This window comes from Duganella fentianensis, from assembly GCF_009857835.1.
Taxonomy (GTDB): domain Bacteria; phylum Pseudomonadota; class Gammaproteobacteria; order Burkholderiales; family Burkholderiaceae_D; genus Rugamonas; species Rugamonas fentianensis.
Window position 1 is genome coordinate 26,515 of sequence record NZ_WWCL01000008.1, and the last position, 11,429, is coordinate 37,943.

Sequence of the window (11,429 nt, forward strand, 5' to 3'; positions counted from 1 at the left end):
GCGCCTTAGTCATTGTATCGCGGATTGGTTAGCGATTTTTTTGAACCCGTCGAAACTTCGGTATCTAAAGACGACTCGGGTGTCTTATGGGCCTCGTAGCCCTATCGTGAATCACATTAGTCGACCATCCGCTACTGACCGGTTTCTGTCAGTGCTTAGCGCAGAAATTTACCAGCCTTTGCCTCGAGCAGTTTAATCAACTCTGGCTGCATGAACTCATATTCATCAGGTATATCCAAGCATATGAAGCGCTTACCATTCAAGTGGCGCTGAAATTTAGAGGCTAGCTTGTTTCGATGTGTCTTTTCCATCACGAATATGATGTTGGACCAATCTAGTTGTTCAGGCGACAGCGGAACAGTTGCATCATTGCCGAGTCCTGCAGAGTCAGTGTCTACATCCGGCCAACTCGCAAAAATCTGCTCGGCAGTTGGACTTCTCAGTCGATTCTGGGGTCGTCTCAGAAAACGGAAAATAAAGCACGCTAAGCCCTTACTCGCCATCCTTGGCGATGTAGCAACGGCTCGGCTCAGTAGCAGCTAAGTCTGCCTGCGTAACTTCTCTACCGTGCAAATCCCTGCACTCTTCTGGAGAAGCATCATGTACCGCTACACCAAACTTTCCCTGCTGGCCATCGCCATTGCTACGACTGGCGCCGTTGCCTACGCCGCCAAGGGCGGCATGGAAAACGACGCCCTAGCGATCACCAAGGCCAAGATTCCGCTCACCCAGGCCGTCACCGTTGCCGAGCAGCACGCCAGTGGCAAGGCATCGCGCGCCGAGTACGAAAACTCGAAGCAAGGCTGGGTCTACGACGTGGAAGTCGTCAGCGGGGCCAAGGTCTTCGATGTCCGGGTCGATGCCGACAAGGGCACCGTCATCTCGTCTGCCGAGGACAAGGCGGATCACGATGACGACCACGACAAGCAAGACTGACCGCCTGCCAGTGTGGCCGGATCGCGCGTGACGCCGTGATCCGGCCCGGAGACTTCATGGAACACCTCAACCAAACATTTTTCCTGTGGCTCAACGCACCCGATCACCCAAACGCGCTGGTGGTGACGCTGGCCACCTTCTGTGCGGAATGGCTCATCTGGGCCGTTCCGATCCTGATCGGCATCGGCTGGCTGCGCGGCAATGCGAACACCCGCAAAGCCCTGCTTGTCGCTACCGCATCCGGCCTGCTTGGGCTGCTGACCAACCAAATCATCGGCCTGGCTTGGTCGCACCCCCGGCCTTTCATGATCGGGCTGGGTCATACGCTCATTCCCCATGTTGCCGACTCGTCATTCCCCAGCGATCACCTCACGCTGTGGTGGTCGGTTGCCGTTAGCTTTCTACTACAGCGAGGACTGCGAAGGGTTGGCGTCACTTTGGCGCTGTTTGGCCTCCCCATCGCCTGGTCACGCATCTACCTGGGGGTTCACTTTCCGCTGGACATGCTTGGTGCCATCGCGGTCGCGGCGCTCAGTGCCGTGCTGACGTTACACGAAGCACGCTGGTATCTGGGGCCAATCTACCGATTGGCGACCCGTATCCATTGCTTGTTGTTCGGCAGGCTGATCGCGCTGGGATGGGTGCGCGAGTGAGCCTATGGATGCGCTAAGTCTGCCTGTTCAGACTGGCGGCAATCCCTTTTACCTCGGCAGGAGAACACCATGAACAAATTGCCCACGAGCAGCTCCACAGACTGGCTCAACAAAGTCCCGGAAGTCACGCTGTCGTTTTGGATCATCAAGATCATGTCCACCACAGTGGGCGAGACCGGTGCCGATTTCCTGGCGGTCAATGCGGGTCTCGGGCAAGGCGTAACTCGCACGGTCATGGCCGCTTTGCTGGCAGCCGCCTTGTTCACGCAGTTGCGCACCCGCCGCTACACCCCCTGGATTTACTGGCTGACGGTCGTGCTGGTCAGCGTGGTCGGCACGCAGATCACCGACCTGCTGACCGATGGCCTGGGCGTCAGCCTGTACATCAGCACTTCGGTGTTCGCCGTGGCGCTTGCTGCGATCTTCTTCGTCTGGCATCGGATCGAACGCACCTTGTCCATCCACGACATCGTGACACGCAGCCGCGAGCTGTTCTATTGGGCCGCCATCCTCTGCACGTTTGCGCTAGGTACTGCTGCTGGCGATTTGGCAACCGAGGCGTTGGGTCTGGGCTTCACCTGGGGCGCGGCGGCGTTCGGGGCGCTTATCGGCATCACCTATGCCGCTTGGCGGATGGGCGGCAATGCCGTGCTGACCTTCTGGATTGGCTACATCCTGACCCGTCCCTTCGGTGCCGCGTTGGGCGATCTGCTGACGCAAGCCAAGACCTACGGCGGCCTCGGCATGGGAGCCATGTGGACCAGCGCCCTGTTTCTCTCGGTGATCGTCATGCTCGTGGCTGTTGCACAGATCGGCATGAACGGTAGCCGCTCTGCCCAAACCGCCGAGTAAACCTCTTTCCACTCTCAAGGAAAAATTATGTCAATAAAGCAGTCAATCGCTCGTCCTGTGGCCATCGTGTCGGCCGCTGTACTTCTCGCGCTGGCAGCCGGCTGTTCCAAGCCAGCCGATCAGAGCAACGCGAGCACATCACCTGTTACAACGGCCCAGACTACCTCGGCACCGCAGGGTAAAACAGCCTCCAAACTGGGTGACCTGTCCGCGTTCCGCAGCATCGCCATCGACGTAGCCGCCATCGTTGACAAGGGTGATCTACCCGCAGGCAAGACCCGCATCAAGGATTTGGAAGTCTCTTGGGATTCGGCCGAGGCCGGACTAAAACCGCGCGCTGCCGACGATTGGCATGTGCTGGATAAGGCCATCGACAAGGCGTTGTCGGCGCTGCGCGCCGATACGCCAAACCAAGCCGACTGCAAGGCCGCAATGAGAGCCTTGCTGAAAGCCTTCGACACGCTCGAAGGCAAAGCCTGACCCGCGAGCGCGCCCATGAAAACATCCACTGAACACGCGCTGGCCAAAGTGCCCGAAGTCACGCTGGGCTTTTGGCTCATCAAGATTGCCGCCACCACGCTTGGCGAAACCGGCGGCGATGCTGTCTCGATGTCAATGAACCTGGGCTATCTGGTTGGCACAGGCATCTTTGCGGTGATTTTCCTGGCTGCCGTCGTCGCGCAAGTCAAGGCCAAGGGCTTCCATCCCTTCCTGTACTGGACCACCATCATAGCCACCACCACGGTCGGCACGACGTTGGCCGACTTTGCGGATCGTTCGCTCGGAATCGGGTACGCTGGCGGTTCGAGCTTGCTGCTGGCCTTGTTGCTCGGCTCGCTCTTTGTCTGGCATCGCACCCTCGGCTCCGTATCGGTGAGCACCGTCAGCTCACCCAAGGCAGAAGCCTTCTACTGGCTGACGATCATGTTTTCCCAGACGCTGGGTACGGCGCTGGGTGACTGGATGGCGGATACGGCGGGCCTGGGCTACACCGGCGCGGCCGTTGTGTTCAGCGGGTTGCTCGCCTTGGTGGTGGCGGCCTACTACTGGACGGGCGTGTCCCGCACACTGCTGTTTTGGGCTGCGTTCATCCTGACCCGCCCGCTGGGTGCCGTGGTCGGCGACTTTCTGGACAAGCCGCTGAGCGCGGGCGGTCTGGCGCTGAGCCGCTATTCGGCTTCAGCCGCACTGTTGGCCTTCATGCTGACCGCGATTCTGCTGTTCAGGCAGCGGGCGGCCAGGACGGCGCATTGAATAACGATTGAAAGGAGGGGGAATGCGGGTATTGCTGGTCGAAGACGACCCCATGATCGGCGAGGCGATCCAGGGTGCATTGAAGGATGCATCCTACGCCGCCGATTGGGTGAAGGACGGGCCAACCGCCCTCACAACGTTGAGCTGCCAGCACTACGACTTGGTGTTGCTCGATCTGGGCTTGCCCGGCAAGGACGGATTGGAGGTGCTGGCCAGCATCCGCGCCAAGAACAACCCGATTCCCCTGCTCATCATCACGGCGCGCGATGGTCTGGATGACCGACTGCGCGGCCTGGACGGCGGGGCCGATGACTACGTATCCAAGCCCTTCCAGATGGCGGAGCTGCTGGCCCGGATGCGCGCCGTTTTGCGGCGCAAAGGCGGCTCCGCAACGCCCGTTCTCAGCAATGGCATGGTGTCGCTCGACCCGGCCACGAAAGAGGCCAGCGTCAACGGCGACTCCTCGGTGCAACTGTCCAACCGTGAATTCTCGCTGCTGCAAGCATTGCTGGTTCGGCCGGGTGCCATCCTCTCGCGCGGCGAGCTGGAGGATCGCATCTATGGTTGGGGGGAAGAGGTCGAGAGCAATGCCGTCGAATATCTGATCCACGCGCTGCGGCGCAAGCTGGGTAGCGAGGTCATCAAGAACGTCAGGGGGGTCGGATGGATGGTCTCAAAAGGCGCTTGAACGAATCGGTTCAGCTCAAGCTGTCGTTCACCCTGTCGCTGGCCATCCTCGTGGTGGCCATCGTGGCGGGCGTATTCTCGTTCCTGTCCGCCTTCGATGAAGCCCACGAACTACAGGACGATGTACTGCGCCAGGTGGCGCAGCTCATGGATCGTCAGCGTCTGTCGCCAGCCGCACCGACCACCGATCCCCGTCCCAAGGATGCCGATGAAGAATCGCGCGTGATCGTCCAGCGCTTGGGCGAGGCCAATCCATCAGAGGCCAGCGTGGATACAGGCGGCACACTTTCCCTGCCGACGACACTGGCTGATGGGTTGCACACGCTGGAGGTCGGTAGCGAGTCGTTCCGCGTACTGGTCAAGACCACGGCTGCCGGCGAACGCATCGCCGTAGCCCAGGAAGCGGGCTTCCGCAATGAAATCGCCCGCGATGGCGCACTGCGTACCGTGATGCCCTTCCTGATCCTCGTGCCAGTGCTGCTGCTGATCGTTGCCGACCTGGTGCGCAAGATGTTCCGGCCCATCGCGGCACTTTCCAAGGAAATCGACCAGCGCGCCGAGCAGGAGCTGCACCCCGTCGAAGACCGCCACCTTCCGGTCGAGGTGCGTCCGTTCGCCGTGGCGATCAATCGCCTGCTTGCCCGTGTCAACCAGTCGATGGAGTCACAGCGCCGCTTTGTGGCGGATGCGGCGCATGAGCTGCGCTCGCCGCTGACTGCCCTTTCGCTGCAAGCAGAACGGCTGGCCGAAGCAGAGATGTCCGGCCTAGCACGCGAACGGCTGACGGTGCTGCGCCAAGGAATCGAGCGTGGTCGGAGCCTGCTGGATCAACTTCTGACCTTGGCCAAGGCGCAGTCGGCCACCGACTCGCCGAAGTCGCCTGTATCCGTCCAGGGCATCTATCGCCGCGTACTGGAGGACCTCATGCCGCTGGCCGAGGCCAAACGCATCGACATCGGTGTCGAAGGCATGCAAGACGCGAAAGTGTGGGCAAGCGAACTGGACATGATCTCCTTGGTTAAGAATCTGGTCGATAACGCCATCCGCTACACGCCAGAGGGGGGAAGGGTCGATCTTTTGGTGGGGGTGTTGGATGGGAAGGCCGAGTTGCGCATTCAGGACAACGGGCCTGGCATCCCGTTGGCCGAACGGGACCGGGTTTTTGATCCCTTCTACCGCACGCTTGGCAGCGAGCAGATCGGTTCGGGCCTGGGACTGTCCATTGTCCAAACGATTGCCAAACGCATCGGTGCGGAAATCCGCCTCGACTTCTCAGATCAGGAGAAGCAAACCGGCCTGGACGTCACCATCCTCTTTCCGGCGACCACCCCAGTCCATGCAGCTCAGAAGTAGTCAGGCTAGGCTATACCCTATCCTGATGTCAGGAAGAGTCACCCAATATCGTCAGAATAGAGTTGGTATTTATATTTCTTGACACATACGGCGAAAGGTCATAGATTTTTTCTTGACACTTTCGTATTGGGAGGCATCTTGCAGGGTCAACGCATCGGCTACGTCCGGGTCAGCAGCTTCGACCAGAACCCGGAACGGCAACTGGAGCATGTCGAAGTCGGCAAGGTGTTTACCGACAAGGCGTCGGGCAAGGACACGCAGCGGCCCGAGTTTGATTCGCTGCTGGCCTTCGCGCGCGAAGGCGACACCGTGGTGGTTCACAGCATGGATCGCTTGGCGCGCAACCTCGATGACTTGCGTCGCCTTGTACAAAAGCTGACCAAGCGCGGCGTGCGCATCGAGTTCGTCAAGGAAAGCCTGACCTTCACCGGCGAGGATTCGCCGATGGCGAACCTGATGCTGTCGGTCATGGGGGCGTTCGCCGAATTCGAGCGGGCCTTGATCCGCGAGCGGCAGCGGGAAGGCATCGCGCTCGCCAAACAGCGCGGAGCCTACCGGGGCCGCAAGAAAGCGCTGTCGCCCGAACAGGTAGCCGACCTACAGCAGCGTGCCGCCGCCGGTGAACAAAAAGCGAAGCTGGCCCGTGAGTTTGGTGTGAGCCGGGAGACTCTGTATCAATACTTGAGATTGGATCAATAGAGACTATGCCGCGTCGTTCCATCCTGTCCGCCGCCGAGCGGGAAAGCCTGCTGGCATTGCCGGACACCAAGGACGAATTGATCCGTCACTACACGTTCAGCGACACCGACTTGTCCATCATCCGGCAGCGGCGTGGCCCGGCCAACCGCCTGGGCTTTGCCGTGCAGCTCTGCTACCTGCGCTTTCCCGGCCTCATCCTTGGCGTCGATGAGCCACCGTTTCCGCCTTTGCTGAAATTGGTCGCCGACCAGCTCAAGGTCAGCAGCGAAAGCTGGGGCGAGTACGGACAGCGGGAGCAGACCCGGCGCGAGCACCTGGTCGAGTTGCAAACGGTATTCGGCTTCCAGCCGTTCACCATGAGCCACTACCGGCAGGCCGTCCACACGCTGTCCGAGCTGGCCATGCAAACCGACAAGGGCATCGTGCTGGTCAGTGCCTTGATCGAGCATCTGCGGCGGCAGTCGATCATTCTGCCCGCCATCAACGCCGTCGAGCGGGCGAGCGCCGAAGCGATCACCCGCGCCAACCGGCGCATCTACGATGCCCTAGTCGAACCGCTGTCGGACGTGCATCGCCGTCGCCTTGACGACCTGCTCAAGCGCAGCGACAACGGCAAGACGACTTGGCTGGCCTGGCTGCGCCAGTCGCCTGCCAAGCCAAACTCGCGGCACATGCTGGAGCACATCGAACGCCTCAAGGCGTGGCAGGCACTCGACTTGCCATTGGGCATCGAGCGGCTGGTTCACCAGAACCGGCTGCTCAAGATCGCCCGCGAGGGTGGCCAGATGACGCCCGCCGACCTGGCCAAGTTCGAGCCACAGCGGCGCTACGCGACCCTGGTAGCGCTCGCCATCGAGGGCATGGCCACCGTCACCGACGAAATCATCGACTTGCACGACCGCATCCTGGGCAAGCTGTTCAATGCCGCCAAGAACAAGCATCAGCAGCAGTTCCAGGCGTCCGGCAAGGCGATCAACGCCAAGGTGCGGCTGTTCGGCCGCATCGGCCAAGCATTGATCGAAGCCAAGCAGGCTGGCCGCGATCCGTTCGCCGCCATTGAGGCCGTCATGTCCTGGGATGCCTTTGCCGAAAGCGTCACCGAGGCGCAGAAGCTCGCGCAGCCCGAGGACTTCGATTTCCTGCATCGCATTGGCGAGAGCTACGCCACGCTGCGCCGCTACGCGCCGGAATTCCTCGCCGTGCTCAAGCTGCGGGCCGCGCCTGCCGCCAAGGACGTGCTCGACGCCATCGAGGTACTGCGCGGCATGAACAGCGACAACGCTCGCAAGGTGCCCGCCGATGCGCCGACCGAGTTCATCAAGCCGCGCTGGCAGAAACTGGTCATAACCGACACCGGCATCGACCGGCGTTACTACGAACTGTGCGCGCTCTCCGAACTCAAGAACGCGCTGCGCTCCGGCGACGTGTGGGTGCAGGGATCGCGCCAGTTCAAGGACTTCGAGGACTACCTGGTGCCGCCCGCAAAGTTCGCCAGCCTCAAACAGGCCAGCGATTGCGACCAGTACCTGCATGACCGGCTGACGCTGCTGGAAACGCAGCTCACCACCGTCAACCGCATGGCGCTGGCCAACGCTCTGCCGGATGCCATCATCACGGAGTCGGGTCTGAAGATCACGCCACTCGATGCGGCGGTGCCCGACACCGCGCAGGCGCTCATCGACCAGACCGCGATGATCCTGCCGCACGTCAAGATCACCGAACTGCTGCTGGAAGTCGATGAGTGGACGGGATTCACCCGGCACTTCGCGCACCTGAAATCGGGCGATCTGGCCAAGGACAAGAATCTACTGCTGACCACGATCCTTGCCGACGCGATCAACCTGGGCCTGACCAAAATGGCCGAGTCGTGCCCTGGAACGACTTACGCCAAGCTCGCCTGGCTGCAAGCCTGGCACATCCGCGACGAAACCTACGGGGCGGCGCTGGCCGATCTGGTCAACGCGCAATTCCGGCATCCCTTCGCAGGATACTGGGGCGATGGCACCACGTCATCGTCGGACGGCCAGAACTTCCGCACCGGCAGCAAGGCCGAGAGTACCGGCCACATCAACCCGAAATACGGCAGCAGCCCAGGGCGGACGTTCTACACCCACATCTCCGACCAGTACACGCCATTCCACACCAAGGTTGTGAACGTCGGCGTGCGCGATTCGACCTACGTGCTCGACGGCCTGCTGTACCACGAATCCGACCTACGGATCGAAGAGCACTACACCGACACGGCGGGCTTCACCGATCACGTCTTCGCCCTGATGCACCTGCTTGGATTCCGCTTCGCGCCGCGCATCCGCGACCTCGGCGACACTAAGCTCTACATTCCGAAGGGCGATGCCGTCTATGACGCACTGAAACCGATGATCGGCGGCACGCTCAATATCAAGCACGTCCGCGCCCATTGGCATGAAATCCTGCGGTTGGCCACGTCAATCAAGCAAGGCACGGTGACGGCATCCCTGATGCTCAGGAAGCTCGGTAGCTACCCGCGCCAGAACGGCCTGGCCGTCGCCTTGCGCGAGTTGGGCCGCATCGAGCGCACGCTATTCATTCTGGACTGGCTGCAAAGCGTCGAGCTGCGCCGCCGCGTGCATGCCGGATTGAACAAGGGCGAAGCCCGCAACGCGCTGGCTCGCGCTGTGTTCTTCAACCGCCTGGGCGAAATCCGCGACCGCATTTTCGAGCAGCAGCGCTACCGGGCCAGTGGCCTCAATCTGGTGACGGCAGCCATCGTGCTGTGGAACACGGTCTATCTGGAACGGGCCGTGAACGCCTTACGTGGCCACGGCCAGACCGTCGATGACACCCTGTTGCAGTACTTGTCTCCGCTGGGCTGGGAACACATCAACCTGACCGGCGATTACCTCTGGCGCAGCAGCGCCAAGATCGGCGCTGGCAAGTTCAGGCCGCTACGGCCGCTGCAATCGGCTTAGCGTGCTTTATTTTCCGTTTTCTGAGGCTACCCCTAGAGCGTCATAAGCTCTTTGGAGCGGTAAGACCAACGAGTATCCAGCTCGGAGGAAAGAGCGGCGGCCTCATGGTACATCTGGGCGCTGTTTGTCGCCCCAGAGAGAAGGAGAAAGTTAAGACGCCAGAAAAGATGCCTCATTCGCTCGCCTTCGTTGATTCCGCCTCTGAGCTGGCCCAACTTGCGTAGGTCTTCCAGTCTGTCCCAGGCCAGTTGACGACCGCTGAAGGTGCGCAGGTTCCCGACCTTGCCACCATTAACGACCGTCAGCCTGGCTTGCTGCCGTTCCGCCTTTTGCTTCTCGATGTCCCAGCGAGCCACCGGCAACAGCATTTCAGCCAGATACTCGAAGTTGTAGCGAATGGGTAAGCCCCCTTCTTCCAGTACGTGAACCACACGGCACACGGCCCCGCTCTTTGAATTCACGGTATTGACCAGGCGAAGCACTCGGCTTGCATCCTTTGCCCCTGGATCAGCGCCCAGCTCGGCCAGCTTGTTGATTAGATGGGTTTGGCAAGCATTCCAGCGGGGCAGGGCTTGGCGAGGTACTGGCCTTTCCAGTAGCCATTTAGCCTGAATGCCACGCCCTGAATAGACCATGATGGATGGCTGCGGTATGCCTTCAGACTGGCAAAAGTACGTGATGGCCGCCGCCAGTTCTTCAGGCTTGCGACCTTGAGCCCAGGGCATCTTGTAGGTATCGAGATCAGCGAATAACAAACCAATCCGAAGGAGGTTCACGACTCGCCTGTTTGGCCGCATAAACTCGGCCTGTGATAGCCAGGTATCAAGACGATGATCAACAGCATTAAGGACTGTTGGCATCTGCTCAAGAGGGAAAGAGGATTGACGTTTGCCGGTTGGCCATTGCACCAGGAGCGAGAAAAAGCCCCTTGCGCTTGTGTCGTGATATGTTTCTGCCTCGTTCTGACCGAACAAGGACAACTGAGCTTGCGCCATTATTGATGCACCCCTAACTTGCCAAGGGGTACACTCCCGCTATAATAGGAGGTGCAACCCTTAGCCTTATCCAGGCTCCGGCACCTCGGTTGCCGCCAAGCTCACCGAAAGTGCCACCAAATTTAGACCCCGGTAAACCGCCCGCCAAGTTGGTTTCCGGGGTTTTCCCTTTCTATGCCGCTAACGGCCTCACCTGTCCTAGACGACTACGCAACGCCTCGTCATTCTCTGCGTCCCATAGATCCACGGCACTTTGCAGCCCTAGCCAGTATTCCGGCTCTGTTCGTGTAGCTGCTGCCAGGATAAACGCGCTATCGACTGTAACAGGCACTCGCCCGCGACATAGCTGATTAACGTGCTTTCTTGTCCATCCGGTATGGGTGGCCAAGTCTGTTTGAGTGATTCCGTACGGGGCCAAGAATTCCCTTTCAAGTATCTGGCCAGGTGTGGCCGGTCGTGATTGGTTCATGTAATAAGCCCTCATCAGAATGATGTGTTTTGAAGTGTAACCTAGTTGGTAAACTTCAACAATAGATCAGGCCCGCCCTGTAATAGGGGAGGGACTTGTCTCACAACATTGAGGCGATCACCTGGTTGAGCTGCTGCCGGTGCCTGGTGAGTTGGCCACCTGGTCGAGCTGCCGCCTGTAATAGGGGAGGGACTTGTCTCACCGCATCGAGGCGATCACCTGGTTGAGCTGCTGCCGGTGCCTGGTGCGTTGGCCACCTGGTCGAGCTGCCGCCTGTAATAGGGGAGGGACTTGTCTCACCGCATCGAGGCGATCACCTGGTTGAGCTGCTGCCGGTGCCTGGTGAGTTGGCCACCTGGTCGAGCTGCCGCCTGTAATAGGGGGGGACTTGTCTCACCGCATCGAGGCGATCACCTGGTTGAGCTGTTGATTTACTTCTGGCGTCCAGATCTGAACGGCACTGTTGCAAATAGTCGGTGGTGATAAACTTATCATCCCCTTTTGCTGATGGAGCTGCACATGAACCCATTCAAAGGCCGGCATTTTCAGCGTGACATCATTCTGTGGGCCGTACGCTGGTACT

General features: G+C 60.1%; 13 protein-coding genes. 9 read left to right on the forward strand and 4 right to left on the reverse strand.

From position 1 onward, the window contains the following. Window positions 1-155: 155 nt before the first annotated feature. Window positions 156-503 (reverse strand): low molecular weight protein tyrosine phosphatase family protein, encoded by a 348-nt coding sequence (locus GTP23_RS22880; RefSeq protein ID WP_229256236.1) that lies wholly within the window; start codon window positions 501-503, stop codon window positions 156-158. Between the two features lie 97 nt (window positions 504-600). Between GTP23_RS22880 and GTP23_RS21810 the strand changes: the two genes are divergently transcribed. The 9 genes from GTP23_RS21810 (at window position 601) to GTP23_RS21850 (ending at window position 9,382) form a co-directional block, all read left to right on the forward strand. Continuing rightward, complete coding sequence (locus GTP23_RS21810; protein ID WP_161037065.1) at window positions 601-936, forward strand: PepSY domain-containing protein; 336 nt, start codon at window positions 601-603, stop codon at window positions 934-936. A gap of 56 nt (window positions 937-992) precedes the next feature. Continuing rightward, window positions 993-1,589: an undecaprenyl-diphosphatase gene (locus tag GTP23_RS21815; protein WP_161037066.1), complete on the forward strand. Its 597-nt coding sequence runs from the start codon at window positions 993-995 to the stop codon at window positions 1,587-1,589. A gap of 69 nt (window positions 1,590-1,658) precedes the next feature. Further along, on the forward strand, window positions 1,659-2,441 hold the full coding sequence (locus tag GTP23_RS21820; RefSeq protein ID WP_161037067.1) for a COG4705 family protein: 783 nt from the start codon (window positions 1,659-1,661) through the stop codon (window positions 2,439-2,441). A 27-nt stretch (window positions 2,442-2,468) separates the two neighbouring features. Beyond that, on the forward strand, window positions 2,469-2,921 hold the full coding sequence (locus GTP23_RS21825) for a hypothetical protein (protein ID WP_161037068.1): 453 nt from the start codon (window positions 2,469-2,471) through the stop codon (window positions 2,919-2,921). Between the two features lie 15 nt (window positions 2,922-2,936). Next, on the forward strand, window positions 2,937-3,695 hold the full coding sequence (locus GTP23_RS21830; protein ID WP_161037069.1) for a COG4705 family protein: 759 nt from the start codon (window positions 2,937-2,939) through the stop codon (window positions 3,693-3,695). Between the two features lie 22 nt (window positions 3,696-3,717). Next, complete coding sequence (locus tag GTP23_RS21835) at window positions 3,718-4,383, forward strand: response regulator transcription factor (protein WP_161037070.1); 666 nt, start codon at window positions 3,718-3,720, stop codon at window positions 4,381-4,383. Then, complete coding sequence (locus GTP23_RS21840; protein ID WP_161037071.1) at window positions 4,359-5,735, forward strand: ATP-binding protein; 1,377 nt, start codon at window positions 4,359-4,361, stop codon at window positions 5,733-5,735. Before GTP23_RS21835 ends, GTP23_RS21840 begins: the two co-directional genes overlap by 25 nt. Window positions 5,736-5,873: 138 nt before the next feature. After that, the gene (locus tag GTP23_RS21845; protein ID WP_161037072.1) at window positions 5,874-6,434 is read left to right on the forward strand and encodes a recombinase family protein; all 561 of its coding nucleotides are present in this window, start codon (window positions 5,874-5,876) and stop codon (window positions 6,432-6,434) included. A gap of 5 nt (window positions 6,435-6,439) precedes the next feature. After that, window positions 6,440-9,382, forward strand: coding sequence for a Tn3 family transposase (locus tag GTP23_RS21850; protein WP_161037073.1), 2,943 nt, complete (start codon window positions 6,440-6,442; stop codon window positions 9,380-9,382). A gap of 32 nt (window positions 9,383-9,414) precedes the next feature. Here the strand turns inward: GTP23_RS21850 and GTP23_RS21855 are convergent, their stop codons facing one another. The 3 genes from GTP23_RS21855 to GTP23_RS23110 all read right to left on the reverse strand — a co-directional run. Continuing rightward, on the reverse strand, window positions 9,415-10,377 hold the full coding sequence (locus GTP23_RS21855; protein WP_202412310.1) for a replication protein: 963 nt from the start codon (window positions 10,375-10,377) through the stop codon (window positions 9,415-9,417). 172 nt (window positions 10,378-10,549) lie between these two features. Then, entirely contained in the window at window positions 10,550-10,861 is a 312-nt protein-coding gene (locus tag GTP23_RS23105) for a HigA family addiction module antitoxin (RefSeq protein ID WP_306414229.1), read from the reverse strand. A 378-nt stretch (window positions 10,862-11,239) separates the two neighbouring features. After that, window positions 11,240-11,429, reverse strand: a 190-nt coding sequence (locus tag GTP23_RS23110) for a hypothetical protein (protein WP_371866966.1), incomplete at its 5' end; no start/stop codon positions are given.

What these genes read in the sequence shown, in the direction of transcription:
- GTP23_RS22880 (WP_229256236.1), bottom strand. Translation starts at nt 503, where the DNA reads ATGGCGAGTAAGGGCTTAGCGTGCTTTATTTTCCGTTTTCTGAGACGA.
- GTP23_RS21810 (WP_161037065.1), top strand. Translation starts at nt 601, where the DNA reads ATGTACCGCTACACCAAACTTTCCCTGCTGGCCATCGCCATTGCTACG.
- GTP23_RS21815 (WP_161037066.1), top strand. Translation starts at nt 993, where the DNA reads ATGGAACACCTCAACCAAACATTTTTCCTGTGGCTCAACGCACCCGAT.
- GTP23_RS21820 (WP_161037067.1), top strand. Translation starts at nt 1,659, where the DNA reads ATGAACAAATTGCCCACGAGCAGCTCCACAGACTGGCTCAACAAAGTC.
- GTP23_RS21825 (WP_161037068.1), top strand. Translation starts at nt 2,469, where the DNA reads ATGTCAATAAAGCAGTCAATCGCTCGTCCTGTGGCCATCGTGTCGGCC.
- GTP23_RS21830 (WP_161037069.1), top strand. Translation starts at nt 2,937, where the DNA reads ATGAAAACATCCACTGAACACGCGCTGGCCAAAGTGCCCGAAGTCACG.
- GTP23_RS21835 (WP_161037070.1), top strand. Translation starts at nt 3,718, where the DNA reads ATGCGGGTATTGCTGGTCGAAGACGACCCCATGATCGGCGAGGCGATC.
- GTP23_RS21840 (WP_161037071.1), top strand. Translation starts at nt 4,359, where the DNA reads ATGGATGGTCTCAAAAGGCGCTTGAACGAATCGGTTCAGCTCAAGCTG.
- GTP23_RS21850 (WP_161037073.1), top strand. Translation starts at nt 6,440, where the DNA reads ATGCCGCGTCGTTCCATCCTGTCCGCCGCCGAGCGGGAAAGCCTGCTG.
- GTP23_RS21855 (WP_202412310.1), bottom strand. Translation starts at nt 10,377, where the DNA reads ATGGCGCAAGCTCAGTTGTCCTTGTTCGGTCAGAACGAGGCAGAAACA.
- GTP23_RS23105 (WP_306414229.1), bottom strand. Translation starts at nt 10,861, where the DNA reads ATGAGGGCTTATTACATGAACCAATCACGACCGGCCACACCTGGCCAG.